The 16042-nt window shown below is 66.7% G+C and carries 18 protein-coding genes; 11 read left to right on the top strand and 7 right to left on the bottom strand.

The window, feature by feature from the left end:
• Positions 1–5: 5 nt before the first annotated feature.
• A complete protein-coding gene (locus tag CEX87_RS19385; protein WP_064397526.1) occupies positions 6–500 on the bottom strand; it encodes a DUF2834 domain-containing protein in 495 nt (164 codons plus the stop codon).
• A gap of 71 nt (positions 501–571) precedes the next feature.
• Here CEX87_RS19385 and CEX87_RS19380 point away from each other — a divergent pair, with 71 nt between their 5' ends.
• The 3 genes from CEX87_RS19380 to CEX87_RS19370 are packed head-to-tail and all read left to right on the top strand — an operon-like array spanning position 572 to position 3805.
• On the top strand, positions 572–1168 hold the full coding sequence (locus tag CEX87_RS19380) for a TetR/AcrR family transcriptional regulator (RefSeq protein WP_094288723.1): 597 nt from the start codon (positions 572–574) through the stop codon (positions 1166–1168).
• A gap of 48 nt (positions 1169–1216) precedes the next feature.
• Positions 1217–2779 carry a phytoene desaturase family protein gene (locus tag CEX87_RS19375; protein WP_094288722.1) on the top strand — a complete coding sequence of 521 codons (1563 nt, stop codon included), beginning with the start codon at positions 1217–1219 and terminating at the stop codon, positions 2777–2779.
• A 39-nt stretch (positions 2780–2818) separates the two neighbouring features.
• The gene (locus tag CEX87_RS19370) at positions 2819–3805 is read left to right on the top strand and encodes an NAD-dependent epimerase/dehydratase family protein (RefSeq protein WP_094288721.1); all 987 of its coding nucleotides are present in this window, start codon (positions 2819–2821) and stop codon (positions 3803–3805) included.
• Position 3806: 1 nt separating this feature from the next.
• Here the strand turns inward: CEX87_RS19370 and CEX87_RS19365 are convergent, their stop codons facing one another.
• Positions 3807–3995, bottom strand: a complete 189-nt coding sequence (locus CEX87_RS19365) for a hypothetical protein (RefSeq protein WP_064397517.1) — start codon at positions 3993–3995, stop codon at positions 3807–3809.
• Between the two features lie 247 nt (positions 3996–4242).
• A complete protein-coding gene (locus CEX87_RS19360) occupies positions 4243–4686 on the bottom strand; it encodes a nuclear transport factor 2 family protein (protein ID WP_094288720.1) in 444 nt (147 codons plus the stop codon).
• A 32-nt stretch (positions 4687–4718) separates the two neighbouring features.
• Here CEX87_RS19360 and CEX87_RS19355 point away from each other — a divergent pair, with 32 nt between their 5' ends.
• From CEX87_RS19355 to CEX87_RS19340, 4 genes are read left to right on the top strand one after another with little or no spacing between them, the layout of a single operon-like run.
• On the top strand, positions 4719–5159 hold the full coding sequence (locus tag CEX87_RS19355; RefSeq protein ID WP_094288719.1) for an SRPBCC family protein: 441 nt from the start codon (positions 4719–4721) through the stop codon (positions 5157–5159).
• Positions 5160–5197: 38 nt separating this feature from the next.
• Complete coding sequence (locus CEX87_RS19350; RefSeq protein ID WP_094288718.1) at positions 5198–5641, top strand: SRPBCC family protein; 444 nt, start codon at positions 5198–5200, stop codon at positions 5639–5641.
• A 10-nt stretch (positions 5642–5651) separates the two neighbouring features.
• The gene (locus CEX87_RS19345; RefSeq protein ID WP_082694226.1) at positions 5652–6731 is read left to right on the top strand and encodes a CaiB/BaiF CoA transferase family protein; all 1080 of its coding nucleotides are present in this window, start codon (positions 5652–5654) and stop codon (positions 6729–6731) included.
• Between the two features lie 58 nt (positions 6732–6789).
• The gene (locus CEX87_RS19340) at positions 6790–7230 is read left to right on the top strand and encodes an SRPBCC family protein (RefSeq protein WP_064397507.1); all 441 of its coding nucleotides are present in this window, start codon (positions 6790–6792) and stop codon (positions 7228–7230) included.
• Here CEX87_RS19340 and CEX87_RS19335 read toward each other — a convergent pair.
• A complete protein-coding gene (locus CEX87_RS19335) occupies positions 7223–8419 on the bottom strand; it encodes a pyridoxal phosphate-dependent aminotransferase (RefSeq protein ID WP_094288717.1) in 1197 nt (398 codons plus the stop codon). The two genes, CEX87_RS19340 and CEX87_RS19335, sit on opposite strands and share 8 nt — an antisense overlap.
• 196 nt (positions 8420–8615) lie before the next feature.
• Here CEX87_RS19335 and CEX87_RS19330 point away from each other — a divergent pair, with 196 nt between their 5' ends.
• The 3 genes from CEX87_RS19330 to CEX87_RS19320 all read left to right on the top strand — a co-directional run bounded on the left by CEX87_RS19330 (position 8616) and on the right by CEX87_RS19320 (position 13583).
• On the top strand, positions 8616–9827 hold the full coding sequence (locus tag CEX87_RS19330) for an acetyl-CoA C-acetyltransferase (protein WP_064425002.1): 1212 nt from the start codon (positions 8616–8618) through the stop codon (positions 9825–9827).
• A 27-nt stretch (positions 9828–9854) separates the two neighbouring features.
• Positions 9855–11999 carry a 3-hydroxyacyl-CoA dehydrogenase NAD-binding domain-containing protein gene (locus tag CEX87_RS19325; RefSeq protein WP_094288716.1) on the top strand — a complete coding sequence of 715 codons (2145 nt, stop codon included), beginning with the start codon at positions 9855–9857 and terminating at the stop codon, positions 11997–11999.
• Positions 12000–12101: 102 nt separating this feature from the next.
• Positions 12102–13583 (top strand): class I adenylate-forming enzyme family protein, encoded by a 1482-nt coding sequence (locus CEX87_RS19320; RefSeq protein WP_094288800.1) that lies wholly within the window; start codon positions 12102–12104, stop codon positions 13581–13583.
• Here CEX87_RS19320 and CEX87_RS19315 read toward each other — a convergent pair.
• Together CEX87_RS19315 and CEX87_RS19310 are read right to left on the bottom strand one after the other, a co-directional pair.
• A complete protein-coding gene (locus CEX87_RS19315; protein WP_064397498.1) occupies positions 13580–14005 on the bottom strand; it encodes a pyridoxamine 5'-phosphate oxidase family protein in 426 nt (141 codons plus the stop codon). The genes CEX87_RS19320 and CEX87_RS19315 overlap by 4 nt on opposite strands.
• 45 nt (positions 14006–14050) lie before the next feature.
• Positions 14051–14260, bottom strand: a complete 210-nt coding sequence (locus CEX87_RS19310) for a hypothetical protein (protein ID WP_064417948.1) — start codon at positions 14258–14260, stop codon at positions 14051–14053.
• 313 nt (positions 14261–14573) lie between these two features.
• On the opposite strand from CEX87_RS19310, the gene CEX87_RS19305 reads away from it, so the two are divergent.
• Positions 14574–15566 carry an LLM class F420-dependent oxidoreductase gene (locus tag CEX87_RS19305; protein WP_066810141.1) on the top strand — a complete coding sequence of 331 codons (993 nt, stop codon included), beginning with the start codon at positions 14574–14576 and terminating at the stop codon, positions 15564–15566.
• Between the two features lie 18 nt (positions 15567–15584).
• On the opposite strand, the gene CEX87_RS19300 is transcribed toward CEX87_RS19305, so the two are convergent.
• A complete protein-coding gene (locus CEX87_RS19300) occupies positions 15585–16037 on the bottom strand; it encodes a hypothetical protein (RefSeq protein ID WP_416171921.1) in 453 nt (150 codons plus the stop codon).
• Positions 16038–16042 lie beyond the last annotated feature (5 nt).

Below are 16042 nucleotides of genomic sequence, written 5' to 3'. Positions count from 1 at the left end.
CGTTGTCAGGCCGGTGACGTGACCTCCGCGGCGATCGACTGATGCCGGTGCTGCCGCTCGATCGTCGCGAGATAGAACGCCCAGGCGAATGCCGAACTGGCGAACAGGATGAAGCCCAGGTACAGCCAGGCGTGTTTGACGTCGCGCCTGCGGCCGTCGACGAGCAACCACGCGGGGAACAACAGCAAGCTCATGATCGTGTAGTCCTGGCTGGCGGAACTGGCGGCCGGGTTGTCGTAGCCGAGCGCGATGAACTCCGACCAGCTGCCCGGACCCCATACGAAGTTGTGCAGCCCACCCGCCGGCGCGTACTCGGCCACGAACTGGTTGTTGAAGTAGTAGCCGAGGATGACCGAGGCAATTCCGGCGACGTAGTAAAACAACTCGAGCTTCGTGACGCGCGGACCAGAGGCGTAGCGCGCGAAGATCGCAGGATTCGCCTTGACGATGACGGCCAGCGTCGCGAACCCGAGGACAAGGTGAATGATCAACGAAACCATGATCGGAGTTTCTCACCCCAAGGCGAAGTTTTGTCAATATTGACATAACTTGTTTCGGGTACTTTCAGCACATGCCCCGTCCGGCCCAGACCGCGCGCAGCGAGCGCACCCGCGAAGCGCTGCGGAAAGCGGCGGTCGTACGGTTCCTCGCGCAGGGAGTCGAGGACACGTCGGCCGAACAGATCGCGGCCGACGCCGGTGTGTCCTTGCGGACCTTCTATCGCCACTTCGCCTCCAAACACGATCTGCTGTTTGCCGACTACGCCGGACTGGACTGGTTCCGTTCGGCGCTGGCCGCCCGCGATCCCCAGGAGCCGATCGTCGATGCGGTGCACAGCGCGATCATGGCCCGCCCGTACGACGACTGGGCTGTTGCGCAAACCGCCGCGCTGCGCGCGCAGGAGCTCGAACCCGGGCGGGTGGTGCGGCACATGCGTCAGGTGGAGGCCGACTTCGCCGAGGTGATCGCCGAACACCTCGCCGAGGCCCTTCCATCCGGCGCCAAGACCGACGAGCGGATGCGGATCACGGTCACCGCCCGGTGCATTGCCGCCGCGGTGTTCGGCGCGATGGAGGTGTGGATGCTCGGTGACGAGCGCTCGCTTCCCGAGCTGTCCCGGCTCACCGGCGAAGCCCTTCGCGCGCTGGCCGAAGGCATCACCGGATGACGTTTTGTCATTATTGACAAAACTTGGGACAGCTGTCAGCCTCAGCCCATGAGCGACTTCGACGCCATCGTCATCGGTGCGGGACACAACGGATTGACCGCGGCCACCGTGCTTCAGAAGGCCGGTATGCGCACGCTCTGCCTGGACGCGAAGCTCTACGCCGGAGGCATGGCGTCCACGGTCGAGTTGTTCGACGGCTTCAAGTTCGAAATCGCCGGCTCGGTCCAGATCCCGACCTCGGCGGTGGTCAGCCGAGAACTCGGACTCGACTCGCTGCCCACAGTCGACCTCGACGTGATGTCGGTGTCGCTGCGAGGCGTGGGCGACGAACCGTTGGTCTACTACACCGACCCGGTGAAGCTTCTGACACACATCAACGAGGTGCACGGCGCAGAAGCCGTCAACGGCATGGCCGGGTTGATGGCGTGGTGTCAGGCGCCCACTCGGGCGTTGGGCCGGTTCGACGCGGGCCAGCCCCCGAAGTCACTAGACGAGATGTATGCCTGCGCGACAAACGAATTCGAGCGATCGACGATCACCGACCTGCTGTTCGGTTCGGTCACCGACGTACTCGACCGCTACCTGCCGGACAAGGAGAAGAACGGTGCGTTGCGCGGCATGCTGTCGCTGCTGGCATGCAACACCACCTACCGGGGGCCGGCCACACCGGGCACGGCTGCCGCACTCGCCTACGGCTTCGCCGTGCCCGACGAGAACGCGTTGTTGGTCAAGAAGCTGCGAGGCGGCATCGGAGCCCTCACGTCGCATCTGTGCGAGGTGTTCACTGCCAACGGCGGAGAACTCCGGTTGCGAAGCAAAGTCGCGGAGGTCACCGTCGCCGACGGCAAGGTCACCGGGGTGCGGCTCGAGGACGGCACATCGCTGTCGGCCCCGATCGTCATCTCCGGCGTCGCGCCCGATTTGACGGTCAACGGCCTCGTCGACCCCAACGCGGTACCCGCAGATGTGCGGGACCGCTTCTCACGGCTGGACCACCGGGGCAGCTATCTGCAGATGCACTTCGCGCTCGACGGCATTCCGGAGTTCGCGCCGCCCTACGAGCTGCTGAACGACCCCGCCATGCAGTCCAACATCGGAATCTTCAGCACCCCTGAGGAACTCCAACAACAGTGGGAGGACGCCAGGCGAGGCGTCGTGCCCGCGGACCCGGCGATCGCGTTGCAGATCCCGTCGGTGAACGACCCCGGGCTGGCGCCGCCGGGCAAGCATGCGGCCTCCGCGTTCTCGCTGTGGTTCCCCATCCAAGAGGGCGAACACGGCTACGGCGAGATGAAGGTCGAAATGGGCCGGCGGGTGATCGACAAGATCACTCGGCTGGCGCCGAACTTCGAGAGCCTCATCATCCGGCACACGACGTTCACGCCCAAACACATGGGCACCATGTTCGGCGCTCCGGGTGGGGACTACTGCCACGGGCTGATCCACCCCGACCAGATGGGGCCGAATCGGCCGGGCCCCAAAGGCTATGTCGATCAACCGATTCCGATCGATGGGCTGTACCTCGGCAGCGCCGGTTGCCACGGCGGCCCAGGCATCACGTTCGTCCCCGGCTACAACGCGGCCAAGCAGGCGCTGGCCGATGTGCGCTGAGCCCGTTTCTCACCGGTCCGCACCGGGAATGCGGCCTGCATGGGAATCACGGTGGCCGTCACAGGGCCCACGGGGGAAATCGGCAAATCGGCAGTAGAAGCGCTCGAACGCATCGCGGACGTCGACGAGATCATCGGAATGGCTCGTCGCCCCTTCGACCCGGCCGAGCACGGCTGGTCGAAGACGACCTATCTCCAGGGCGACATCCTCGACCGCGAGGCCGTCGACGCGCTCGTCGGACGCGCCGACGTCGTGGTCCATCTCGCGTTCATCATCATGGGCTCGCGGGAGGAGAGCGCCCGCATCAACCTGGCCGGCACCCGCAACGTCTTCGAGGCGACGGTCGCCGCGGCCCGCACGCGGCGGCTGGTGTACACGTCGTCGGTCGCCGCTTACGGCTATCACAGCGACAACCCGGTACCGCTCACCGAAGACGTGCCGCCGCGGGGGTCACCCGAGCACTACTACTCCGCGCAGAAGGCCGAGTGCGAAGCGGCGCTCGCCGACATCGTCGGCGGGACATCGCTGGAGGTGTACGTGCTGCGGCCCTGCATCGTCGCCGGTCCCAAGGCGCCGGCGCTGGCCGACGCCATGCCGTGGACGCATCTGCCCCGCCCGGTCAAGCGCATGTCCGACGCGCTTCCACTACTCAAGGTGCCGGTGCCCGATCCCGGCATACCGTTGCAGCTGGTGCATCACGACGATGTCGCGGCCGCCATCGCCGCCGCGGCCACCACCACGTCGGCGCCGCCGGGCGCTTACAACATCGCGGGCGACGGCCTGATCACGGTGTCCGACGTCGCCCGCGAACTGGGTGCCCGACCGATACCGGTGCCCAAGGTCACGGTGACCGCGGCGGCCGGTGTCGTCGCCCGGCTGCCGTTCGTGCCGTCGGCGCTGGAGTGGTTGCACATCGGCCGCACATCGGTGGTCATGGATACGAGCAAGGCGAAGGCTCAGCTCGGCTGGGAGCCGAAATACACCTCCGCGCAGACGCTCACGGAGTTGGCCGACGCGCTGCGCTGAGTCACTGCGTGTGGTCGCCGGTGTCGGCCGGGCCGGTCGGTGTCGCACCACCTTCGTCCGACCAGTCGACGCCTTCCTCGTCAGTGGCGTCGGTGCCCCGTGCCGGGTCGCTCTGCACGTCGTCGTCGGCGTTTGAGGGCCCGGCGTCGGTCTCGACGGTGCCGGGATTGTCCTTCTTGTCATCGCTCACCGGCGCTATATACCCGCCGAGCCGGTGTTTCAGTCCCTGCTTGCGCGCGGCGAGCCCGTCGATTTCTGCGCCGCGGTAGTGGTCGGCGCGAATACGCAGCCGCGCCGCAGATTTCGCGTGCTAAAGCGGTGCCGTCGGGTTGAAATTCTTAGGCACGTCGATTTCTGCGGCAGGGTCGTGATCGGCGAACTTTTACAGCCCTGTTGCAGATTTCGCGCCCCGCCGGTGGGGCGGTGGCGCCGCCGGGCTAGCGCGCCATCGTGGAATTCGGTGCGCTCCAGTCGGTGGAGACGAATCGGTGGCGGATCAACCAGTCGTCGCCGACCGGAGCGAACACATCGCGGTAGCGCCCGTAGTGGTCGAGGCCGATCTCGGTGAACACCGTGAAATAACAGGAGACCCGCGCCTCTTCGACCGTCACTTCGGTGAAGCGGATGTTTGTTACGTTGTGGCGCACGATGCGCTTGACGTCCGACTTGGATGCCGCCGCGTTCGGCGCCGCGACGGCACCGCCCAGATAGTCCACGATCGCGCTACGGCCCCGCGCAGGCTCGGTGCCCCGCACCTCGAGGACACCGTCATCGCAGAAGGCGGCGGCAAGTTCGGGCAGACGCAGTGCGTCGCCCGACCAGTTGTACTGGGCCAGGGTGTCCCTGATGCGTTCCCGTGCGCAAAGCTCCCAAAGTTCCATGCGGTCAACCGTAACGGGGCTAATCTCGCGCCATGGCTACCAGCGATTCCCGTGAGGTCGTGATCGACGCGAGCCCGGCCGAAATTCTCGACGTCATCGCCGACGTCGAGTCCGCGCCGGACTGGTCTCCCCAGCACCAGGGCGCCGAGGTTCTCGACAGGGACGCCGACGGGCGGCCCGGCCGCGTACGGCTGAAGTTGAAGACCATGGGCATCTCCGACGAGCAGGTCGTGCAGTACACGTGGGGTGAGAACACGGCGGGCTGGACACTGCTGGAATCCAGCCAGCTGAAAACGCAAAGCGCGACGTACACGCTCACACCCGACGGCGACAAGACGAAGGTCCGCTTCGAAATCACCGTCGACCCCGCGGTGCCGATTCCCGGGTTCGTGATGAAGCGTGCGATGAAGGGCGGTCTGGAGGCTGCGACCGACGGTCTGCGCAAGCAGGTCCTCAAGCTCAAGCGGAGCTGACCGGTTTCGACGCCGGCCGGGTTGGCAATGAAACCGGCATGGCTGTCACCGAAACTCGCGAGGTCGTCATCGACGCGACACCGCAGGAGATCCTCGACGTTCTGACCGACCTCGAGTCGCTGACCGAGTGGTCCTCAGCGCATCAGAAGGTCGAGGTCCTCGAACGCGACGACGAGGGCCGCCCCCGCAAGTCACGTCAGGTCGTCAAGATCGTCGGCGTCTCCGATGAGCAGGTGCTCAACTACACCGTCCACGACGACGGCGTCAGCTGGAGTCTGGAGAGTTCCAAACAGCAACGCGCGCAGCAAGGTCGGTACACGCTCACCCCTGACGGCGATACGACGAAGGTTCACTTCGAGCTCATGGTCGACCCGCTGGTGCCGCTGCCCGGCTTCCTGATCAAGAAGGGCGCCAGAGGATTGATGGAGACGGCCACCGACGGGCTGCGCAAACGAGTACGTCAGGTCAAGAGTCGCGGATAGTCTGCCCCGCATGGCGACTGCGGGACCCCTTGCGGGAGTGAAGGTCATCGAACTGGGCGGCATCGGCCCCGGACCCCACGCCGGAATGGTGCTCGCCGATCTCGGCGCCGACGTGGTGCGCGTGCGCCGACCCGGCGGGCTGCAGATGCCGCCGGAGAACGTCGACCTGTTGCACCGCGGCAAGCGTGTCGTCGACCTGGATGTGAAGGCGGACCCGGCCACGCTGCTGAAGCTCGTCGCCAAGGCCGACGTCCTCATCGATGCGTTTCGCCCCGGGACGTGTGAGCGGCTCGGCATCGGACCCCACGACTGCGCGGCGGTCAACCCTCGGCTGATCTTCGCCAGGATCACGGGTTGGGGTCAGCACGGACCGCTGGCCCAGACCGCGGGTCACGACATCAATTACCTGTCGCAGAGCGGTGCGCTGTCGGCGATCGGATACCGCGACCGGCCGCCGGTCGTGCCGCTGAACCTGGTCGCCGACTTCGGCGGCGGCTCCATGCTCGCGCTGGTGGGCATCGTGGCCGCGCTGTACGAACGGGAGCACTCCGGTGTGGGTCAGGTGGTCGACGCGGCGATGGTCGACGGCGTGGCCGTGCTGACGCAGGTCGCGTGGACGATGAAGTCGACCGGCGCGCTGGACGACGAACGTGAGTCGTTCCTGCTCGATGGCAGCGCCCCGTTCTACCGCACCTACGAGACCGCCGACGGTAAGCACATGGCAGTCGGCGCGATCGAACCGCAGTTCTACGCGCAACTGTTGACCGGGCTCGGGCTCGGCGCCGACGAGCTCCCACCGCAAATGGACCGCGAGTCGTTTCCAGAAATGCACAGGCTGTTCGCTGAGCGCTTTGCGCGCAAGACCCGCGACGAGTGGACGGCGATCTTTTCGGGTACCGACGCGTGCGTCACGCCGGTGCTGACGTGGACCGAGGCAGCGCGCAGCGACCATTTGCGTGCGCGGTCAACGTTGGTGCAGGCCAACGGGGTAGACCAGGCCGCGCCGGCGCCTCGGTTTTCGCGAACCCCGGCCGGTCCCGTCGGGGCACCTCCGCAGGACGCCACTGACCTAATTGATATTGACTGGTAATACTAATTTGCTGGAAAAGCCTATGCGCTAGGCAGTGGAGTTAGCTACGATTTGCCGCATGGCTGTGCAGGCATCGAGGGAAGTGGTCTTCGAGGCGCCCAAAGACGCGATCATGGACGCGCTCGCCGATATCGATGCCGTGCCCACGTGGTCGCCCGTCCACAAGCACGCCGAGGTGCTCGACCGTCATCCCGACGGCCGCCCGCATCACGTCAAGGCGACGTTCAAAATCATGGGCGTCACCGACAAGGAGTTCCTCGAGTACCACTGGGGTGAGGACTGGGTGGTCTGGGACGCCAAGGCGACGATGCAGCAACGCGGGCAGCACGGGGAGTACAACCTCACCCCCATCGGCGAGGACCGCACCCGGGTTCGCTTCGACATCATCATCGACCTGGCGGCGCCGATTCCGGAGTTCCTGCTTCGCCGCGCCAAAAAGATGGTGCTCGACGTCGCGACCGAGAATCTGCGGCGTCGGGTGATGGCCGCAGTTACGTAGTTTCTCGGCCGTCCGTTCGCAGCACCTCGAGCCGACGGATCGCCTCGTCGAGGGTCTCGTCGCGTTTGCAGAAGGCGAAGCGCACCAGGTGGTTCCATGCACCGGCGTGCTCGGCGCCCGGGTCGCAGAACGCCGACATCGGAATCGCCGCCACACCCGCACGATGGGGCAGGTCGGCGCAGAACGCGGCGCTGTCGCTGAATCCGAGCGGACGCGGGTCGGCGCACAGGAAGTAGGTGCCGAAGCTCTCGTGCACCTCGAAGCCGAGGTCGGACAGCGCCCCACCCAATCGGTCCCGTTTGCGCTGCAAGGACTCCCGCAGCGAATCGACCCACGCGTCCTCGTTGTTCAGGGCGTGTGCCACCGCGGGCTGGAACGGTGCGCCGCCGACGTAGGACAGATACTGCTTGGCTGCGCGCACACCGGCGATGAGATCGGCTGGGCCGCATGCCCATCCGATCTTCCAGCCGGTGACGTTGAACATTTTGGCCGCGCTCGAGATCGTGATCGTGCGCTCGGCCATGCCGGGGTAGTTGGCCAGCGGCAGATGCTGTCGGCCGGGGAAGTCGGAGTACACCAGGTGCTCGTAGACCTCGTCGGTGATCACGAGCAGGTCGGCCTCGACGGCCAGTTCGGCCAGCGTGCGCATTTCGTTGTCGCCGGCCACCATTCCGGTGGGGTTGTGCGGCGAGTTGACGATCAGCGCTTTGGTGTTGGATGTGACGGCCTTTCGCAGCCCATCGACATCGATGCGGAAGCCGCGGCCGTCCTGAACCATCGGCACGGCCCGTCGTTGGCAGCTCGCCATCGCGATGACGGGGGAGTAGGAGTCGTAGAACGGCTCGATCAGCAGCACCTCGGAACCGGGTTCGACGAGCCCGAGGACCGCGGCCGCGATCGCCTCGGTGGCGCCGACGGTCACCAGGACCTCGGTGTCGGGGTCGTATTCGGTTCCGTACGCGCGCTTGCGCTGGGCGGCGATCGCTTCACGCAACGGTGCGATACCGAGGCCGGGCGGATACTGGTTGGTGCCGTCGGCGATCGCGCGCTGGGCGATCTCGAGCATCGCTGGCGGGCCGTCCTCGTCGGGAAAGCCCTGCCCGAGGTTGACCGCGCCGATGCGCGCAGCGAGCGCCGACATCTCGGCGAAGATCGTCACCGCGTACGGCTGGAGGCGTTCGACGGTCACGGTTGTCGAGCGTAATGCCGGCGCGAACGTGCGTTACCGACACACAATTTTCGAGTTCGGTGTGCGGGTAACCCACGTTCGGCGGAACCAGGTTGCCCAACCAACAGGTTGGCCGAGGCTGTTAGGCTGCGGGACAGAGGACTACCGTCCGGATGGACAGGCATCCCGCAACCCAATCTGAACAGGAATTATCTTCATGTCTGAAGAAGCCTTCATCTACGAGGCGATTCGTACGCCTCGCGGCAAGAACAAGAACGGTGCGCTCAACGAGGTCAAGCCCGTCAACCTGGTCGTCGGCCTGATCGAGGAGATCCGCAGCCGCTACCCCGACCTCGACGAGACGCTGATCAGCGACGTCATCCTCGGTTGTGTGTCCCCCGTCGGCGACCAGGGCGGCGACATCGCCCGGACCGCGGCGCTGGTGGCCAAGCTGCCCGAGACCACCGGCGGGTTCCAGCTCAACCGGTTCTGCGCCTCGGGTCTCGAGGCCGTCAACACCGCCGCCCAGAAGGTGCGGTCCGGCTGGGATGACCTGGTGCTCGCCGGCGGTGTCGAGTCGATGAGCCGTGTGCCGATGGGCTCCGACGGCGGCGCATGGGCTTCGGATCCGGAGACGAACTATCGCATCGGCTTCGTCCCGCAGGGCATCGGCGCCGACCTGATCGCGACGATCGAAGGCTTCTCCCGCGAGGACGTCGACCGCTACGCGCTGCGCAGCCAGGAGAAGGCCGCCGCGGCCTGGTCGGGCGGCTACTTCGCCAAGTCCGTCGTGCCGGTGCGCGACCAGAACGGCCTCGTGATTCTCGATCACGATGAGCACATGCGCCCCGACACCACGCTGGAGGGCCTCGGTCAGCTCAAGACCGCGTTCGACGGCGTCGGCGCGATGGGCGGGTTCGACGACGTGGCGCTGCAGAAGTATCACTTCGTCGAGAAGATCAACCACGTTCACACCGGCGGCAACAGCTCCGGCATCGTCGACGGCGCCGCGCTGGTGCTCGTCGGCAGTGAGAAGGCGGGCCAGTCGCAGGGCCTGACCCCGCGGGCACGCATCGTGGCCACCGCCACCAGTGGCGCCGATCCGGTCATCATGCTCACCGGTCCGACGCCGGCCACTCGCAAGGTGCTCGACCGTGCCGGCCTCACGGTCGACGACATCGACCTGTTCGAGCTGAACGAGGCGTTCGCCTCGGTGGTGCTGAAGTTCCAGAAGGACCTCGACATCCCCGACGAGAAGCTCAACGTCAACGGTGGCGCCATCGCGATGGGCCACCCGCTGGGCGCCACCGGCGCCATGATCACCGGAACCATGGTCGACGAGCTCGAGCGTCGCAACGCGCGGCGTGCCCTGATCACGCTGTGCATCGGCGGCGGCATGGGCGTGGCCACCATCATCGAGCGCGTCTAGCACGAGTCTGAGGTTTAAGGAAACAACATGGCAGAGAACACCATTCAGTGGGACAAGGATGCCGACGGCATCGTCACCCTGACGCTCGATGATCCGACCGGTTCGGCCAACGTGATGAACGAGCACTACACCGAGTCCATGCACAATGCGGTCGAACGCCTTGTCGCCGAGAAGGATTCGATCACCGGCGTCGTCATCACCAGCGCGAAGAAGACCTTCTTCGCCGGTGGTGACCTCAAGGGAATGATCAACCTCGGCCCCGATGACGCCGCGGAGGCGTTCGCCACCCCGGAGGCGATCAAAGCCGACCTGCGCAAGCTCGAGACGCTGGGCAAGCCGGTCGTTGCCGCCATCAACGGCGCGGCGCTCGGTGGCGGCCTGGAGATCGCGCTGGCCTGCCACCACCGGATCATCGCCGATGTGAAGGGCGCCGTCGTCGGCTTCCCCGAGGTGACGCTGGGTCTGCTGCCCGGCGGCGGCGGTGTCGCCCGCAGCGTGCGGATGTTCGGCATCCAGAAGGCCTTCATGGAGGTGCTGAGCCAGGGCACCCGGTTCAAGCCGGGTAAGGCCAAGGAGCTCGGCCTAGTCGACGAGGTGCTGCCGACGGTGGAGGAGTTGGTGCCCGCAGCCAAGGCGTGGATCAAAGCCAACCCCGACGCGCACACCCAGCCCTGGGATGCCAAGGGGTACAAGATGCCCGGCGGCACGCCGACATCGCCTGGCTTGGCCAGCATCCTGCCCTCGTTCCCTGCGCTGCTGAAAAAGCAGCTCAAGGGTGCGCCGATGCCGGCGCCGCGGGCGATCCTCAACGCGGCCGTCGAGGGTGCGCAGGTCGACTTCGACACCGCCAGCCGCATCGAGAGCCGCTACTTCACCCAGCTGGTCACCGGCCAGACGGCCAAGAACATGATCCAGGCGTTCTTCTTCGACCTGCAGGCCATCAATGGCGGCGCGTCGCGGCCCGACGGCATCGAGCCCGTCAAGATCAACAAGATCGGCGTGCTGGGCGCGGGCATGATGGGCGCCGGCATCGCCTATGTATCGGCCAAGGCCGGGTTCGACGTGGTGCTCAAGGACGTCAGCCTCGAAGCCGCCCAGAAGGGTAAGGGCTATTCGGAGAAGCTCGAGGCCAAGGCGCTCGAGCGGGGCAAGACCACCCAGGAGCGCTCCGACGCGCTGCTGGCCCGGATCACCCCGACGGCGGACCCGCAGGACCTCAAGGGCGTGGACTTCGTCGTCGAGGCGGTGTTCGAAGATCAGGACCTCAAGCACAAGGTGTTCCAGGAGATCGAGGACATCGTCGAGCCCAATGCGCTGCTGGGATCGAACACCTCGACGCTGCCGATCACCGGTTTGGCGACCGGCGTGAAGCGCCAGGAGGACTTCATCGGCATCCACTTCTTCTCGCCGGTCGACAAGATGCCACTGGTGGAGATCATCAAGGGCGAGAAGACCTCTGACGAGGCGTTGGCCCGGGTGTTCGACTACACGCTGGCCATCGGCAAGACCCCGATCGTGGTGAACGACAGCCGCGGCTTCTTCACCAGCCGCGTCATCGGCACGTTCGTCAACGAGGCGCTGGCGATGCTCGGTGAGGGCATTGCGGCGGCGAGCATCGAGCAGGCCGGCTCGCAGGCGGGCTACCCGGCGCCGCCGCTGCAGCTGTCCGACGAGCTCAACCTCGAGCTGATGCACAAGATCGCCGTCGCCACCCGCAAGGGCGTCGAGAGCACGGGCGGCACATACGAGCCGCACCCGGCCGAGGCGGTCGTCGAGAAGATGATCGAGATCGGACGGCCGTCGCGGCTGAAGGGCGCGGGCTTCTACGAGTACGCCGACGGCAAACGCGTCGGGCTGTGGCCAGGTCTGGCCGACACGTTCAACTCGGGCAGCACCTCGATCCCGTTGCAGGACATGATCGATCGCATGCTGTTCGCCGAGGCGCTGGAAACCCAGAAGTGCCTCGACGAGGGCGTGCTCACCTCGACCGCCGACGCAAACATCGGCTCGATCATGGGTATCGGCTTCCCGCCCTACACCGGTGGTTCGGCGCAGTTCATCGTCGGCTACCAGGGGCCTGGCGGCGTCGGCAAGGAGGCCTTCGTGGCCCGCGCCAAGGAACTCGCGGCCAAGTACGGCGAGCGGTTCAACCCGCCGGCGTCGCTGACCTGACGTCCAACTCCATCGGGCCGAGCGCTCACCGTTGTACGGATTTCGTTTCAACGGTGAGCGCTCGCCGCTTTGACGGGTCGGGTGATTCGCTACATTGACGCCGTGCCGGAAAGCTTCACCGACGAGTTCGCGGCCGGGTTGGCCCGCTACGGCGGTAATCCCTGTATCGAGTTCGAGGGGCGCTGGTACAGCGGCGACGAGGTGACGGCATACGGCCATGCCATCGCGCAGGCGCTGCGGGCTGCGGGTGTGCCCGACGATGCCCCGGTCGGTTTGGTGGTCAGGAACCGGTTCCCGCACGCCGCGGCGATCATCGGCTTCCTCGCCGCGGGGCGCACGGTGTCGATGATCTACTCGTTCCAGTCGCCCGAGGCCGTCGGCCGCGACATCGAGGCGCTCGGACTCTCGGCCGTCGTCGCCGACGGTGAGGACTGGACCCCGCCGGTCATCGACGCGGCTCGGCGGGCAGGCAGCGCGGGCGTGGAGATATCGGCGCGCCAACCGGTCGTCGCTGCGGTGCCCGGGCTGGAACGCCGGGACCCGCGACGCGCCCATGCTGAGCCCGAACCCGGTGTCGCACTGCAGATTCTGACGAGTGGCACGACGGGACCGCCGAAGCGCCAGTCGATCAAGACCCCGGTGCTCGAGCGTACGGTGTTCAGCGTCACCAGCGGCGAGACCGCACCGGCCGACGCCCCGCCCGAACTCGCCTACTGGCAGTTCGGCGGAATCGGTGTCTGCCAACTGATCGCCGGTGTGTACAACGGCAGGCGGATCGCGATGCTCGAGCGATTCAACGTCGAGGACTACGTGGACCTCGTGAAACGGCATCGCATCACCCGTTCGGGTGTGCAGCCCGCCGTCATCCGGATGCTGCTGGACGCCGACGTCGCGAAGGAAGATCTGGCGTCGCTGGACTTCCTGATCAGCGCGTCCGGCCCGCTGGACCCAGAGATCCGCGACGAGTTCGAGGCGAAATACGGCATTCCAATCGTGCTTGCCTACGGCGCAACGGAATTCGCGGGGTCACTGTGCGCATGGACTCCGGAGATGCAACGCGACTTCGGTTCGGCCAAGCGCAATAGCGTCGGCAGGGCCCTGCCCGACGTCGAGTTGCGCATCGTCGACCCGGACACCGGAGGCAAGCTTGCGGCAGGCGAGCAAGGCCTGCTGGAGGCCAAGGTCGCACCGATCGGGCCGGACTGGATCCGCACCACCGACATTGCCTCGATGGACGACGACGGGTTCGTCACGCTGCATGGAAGGGCCGACGGGGCGATCAACCGCGGTGGCTTCAAGGTTCTGCCGGAAACCGTTCGGCGCGTGCTGATCTCACATCCCGCCGTCCGCGACGCCTGCGTGGTCGGCGTGCGCGACGCGCGCCTGGGCGAGGTGCCGGTCGCGGCCGTCGAGGTGTCGCCGGGAATGCCGGTGCCCTCTGACGACGAACTTGCCGACCTGGTGCGGCGCTCGCTGCCCGTGTACAACGTGCCGGTGGCGTTCACGGTCGTCGACGAACTACCGCGCAACCCGGCGCTGAAGGTGAGCCTGCCCGCCGTCGCCGCGCTGTTCGAGCCGCGCTAGAACGCCCCGAGGTCAGCCGACAACCAGTGTTGCGGCTTCATGAAAACCACCACGCTGGCGCCGTGCTCGCGGCGGGCGTATTCGAGGTACGCATCGACCTTTTCGGGCGGCAGATAGCGTTTGGTGACCTCGACGAGTCGCTCGTCGGTGCCGGGCTCGATGCGGCTGACCGGGCCGTCGACCGCCACGTACCGGACCGTCGGCTCGAGGCGCTGGACCATCAGCGTGAACTCGCCCTGGCTCTCGATGAGTCGGTGCTTGCGTGAGCCGTCCCCGGTGAGCACCCACGGTTCACCACCGGGCGCGTACTGGTACCAGACGGGAACGGTCAGCGGGCCACGCTTGTCACCCGCACCGACCGACAACGCGGCGACGTGGGGCTCAGCCAGAAATCGTTCGCGTTCGTCCTTCGACAGGGCCATGACGTCAGGCTAACGCCGGCCACCGACGAAATTCGGAATCGCGGCTCAGGCCCCGACTCTGGAGAAGAACGCCATTGTGACGATGCCGATGGCGATCGCGACTGGAGTCTGTCCCATCGCCGCCGTGCTGACGATTCCCGCCACCGCAGCGATCGCGATGACCGCCAGCAGCAGGACAGTGAACCACCGAACATGCACCGCGCCGCCGGGACGCACGGGATGCGCCTTGAACCCGTCAATCGGGTCACGACCCACGACCGCCTCCTCATTGCTGTGTCTCACATCACACGATCAGCTCCGTGTGAGCCACACCATACAACAGAAAACGCCGGTCAGCGAAGCGTGTCGAGCTTCTCGAGTCCCTCTGTCGATGCCGCGCACCGCGCGTTCTCCGGCGCGAGAGGCTAACGCCCAGTACGGGACTCATGGTGAGCGGAGCTAACTGATACCTTTCGCGCCGCGGCGGCAATGCGGTAACGACGTCGCGTCTGGGGTCCGCACGCTACGAATCGACGCGCTCTGCGACCTGCTGACCCCGGGCGGCCCGGTAGGCCTAGAGTCGGGTTCCATGCGCTTCGGACTGTTCATCCCGCAGGGCTGGCGACTCGACTTGATCGACATTCCTCCCGCCGAGCAGTGGGCGGTGATGCGCGACCTCGCCGCGTATGCCGACGGCAGCGACGCGTGGGACTCGCTGTGGGTCTACGACCACTTCCACACCGTGCCGGTGCCCACCACGGAGGCCACCCACGAGGCGTGGACCTTGATGGCCGCCTACGCCGCGACGACGTCGCGCATCAAGCTCGGCCAGATGTGCACGGCGATGAGCTACCGCAACCCGGTCTATCTGGCCAAGGTCGCCGCCACCGCCGACATCATCTCCGGTGGTCGCATCCAGATGGGTATCGGTGGCGGCTGGTACGAACACGAATGGCGTGCCTACGGTTACGGATTCCCGTCTGCCGGGGTGCGGCTGGGGCGCCTCGACGAGGGTGTGCAGATCATGCGCGACGCATGGCGCGACGGGAAGGTGAGTTTCGACGGCGAGCACTACCAGGTCGCCGGGGCGATTGTACAGCCGAAACCCTTGCAGGAGAACGGGATTCCACTGTGGATCGCCGGCGGTGGGGAGAAGGTGACGCTGCGCATCGCGGCGAAATACGCCCAGTACACCAACTTCACCTCTGAGCCAGGAGGTTTCACCCACAAGTCACAGGTGCTGGCCGACCACTGCGGTGAGGTCGGCACCGACTACGACGCGATCGTTCGTTCGGCCAACTTCAACGCGGTGATCGGCGATTCGGAGTCCGACGTCAAGGAACGCGTGGCGCGGCTGCGCGCACGACAGGTCGCCAAGGCCGACGAGGCGGCGGTCGACGCGATGCTGAACTCCGCGTCCGCTCCCGAAGCAGCAAGTGGCACACCCGAACAGGTCGTCGAGAAGCTGGACAAGATGCGGCAGCTGGGCTGCGAGTACGCCATCCTCTACTTCCCGGAAGCCGCGTACGACCGCTCGGGTATCGAGATGTTCGAGCAGCAGGTCATTCCCGCCCTCAGCTAGGGCGCGGCGAACACCTGATCACGGCGTCGGTGGAATCGGGCCCTCCGGGGGAATCGCCGGACCCGGCGGGGGAGCGTCGTAATACCCGGGCGGCGGGGGGCCGTCCAGCGGGTAGTACCCGGGCGGCAGCGGTGGACCGCCTTCGGCAGGCGGTGCAACCGGCGGGCCGTTGGACTCGGGGGCGTTCAACGAGGTGTATCCCGGCGGTAGCTGCGGCGCGGGTCCCGCGCCGGGCGGTGGCGGCGCCCCGACCGGTGCCTGGCCGGGCGGCAGTGCGGCGAACCCGTACGGGTCCTGGGCCTGGCGCCATGCATCGCGGAGGAAGCCCAGCGGACCCGGACTCGAACCCTGCCCGTACTGAGGGTTCGCAATCTCGGGCACCGGTGGCGCGCCGACGGGTGGAGGCGCGGGCGGCGGGTCGCCCGGGGCCACAGGGGCAGCGTAGGGCTGGCCCGGCGCCCGCGCCTCCACCCGTC

It is taken from the genome of Mycobacterium lehmannii (assembly GCF_002245535.1).
In the GTDB taxonomy this organism is placed as follows: Bacteria; Actinomycetota; Actinomycetes; order Mycobacteriales; family Mycobacteriaceae; genus Mycobacterium; species Mycobacterium lehmannii.
Note: the sequence above shows the minus strand (reverse complement) of the source record. Positions and strands in the feature narration are given on the sequence as shown.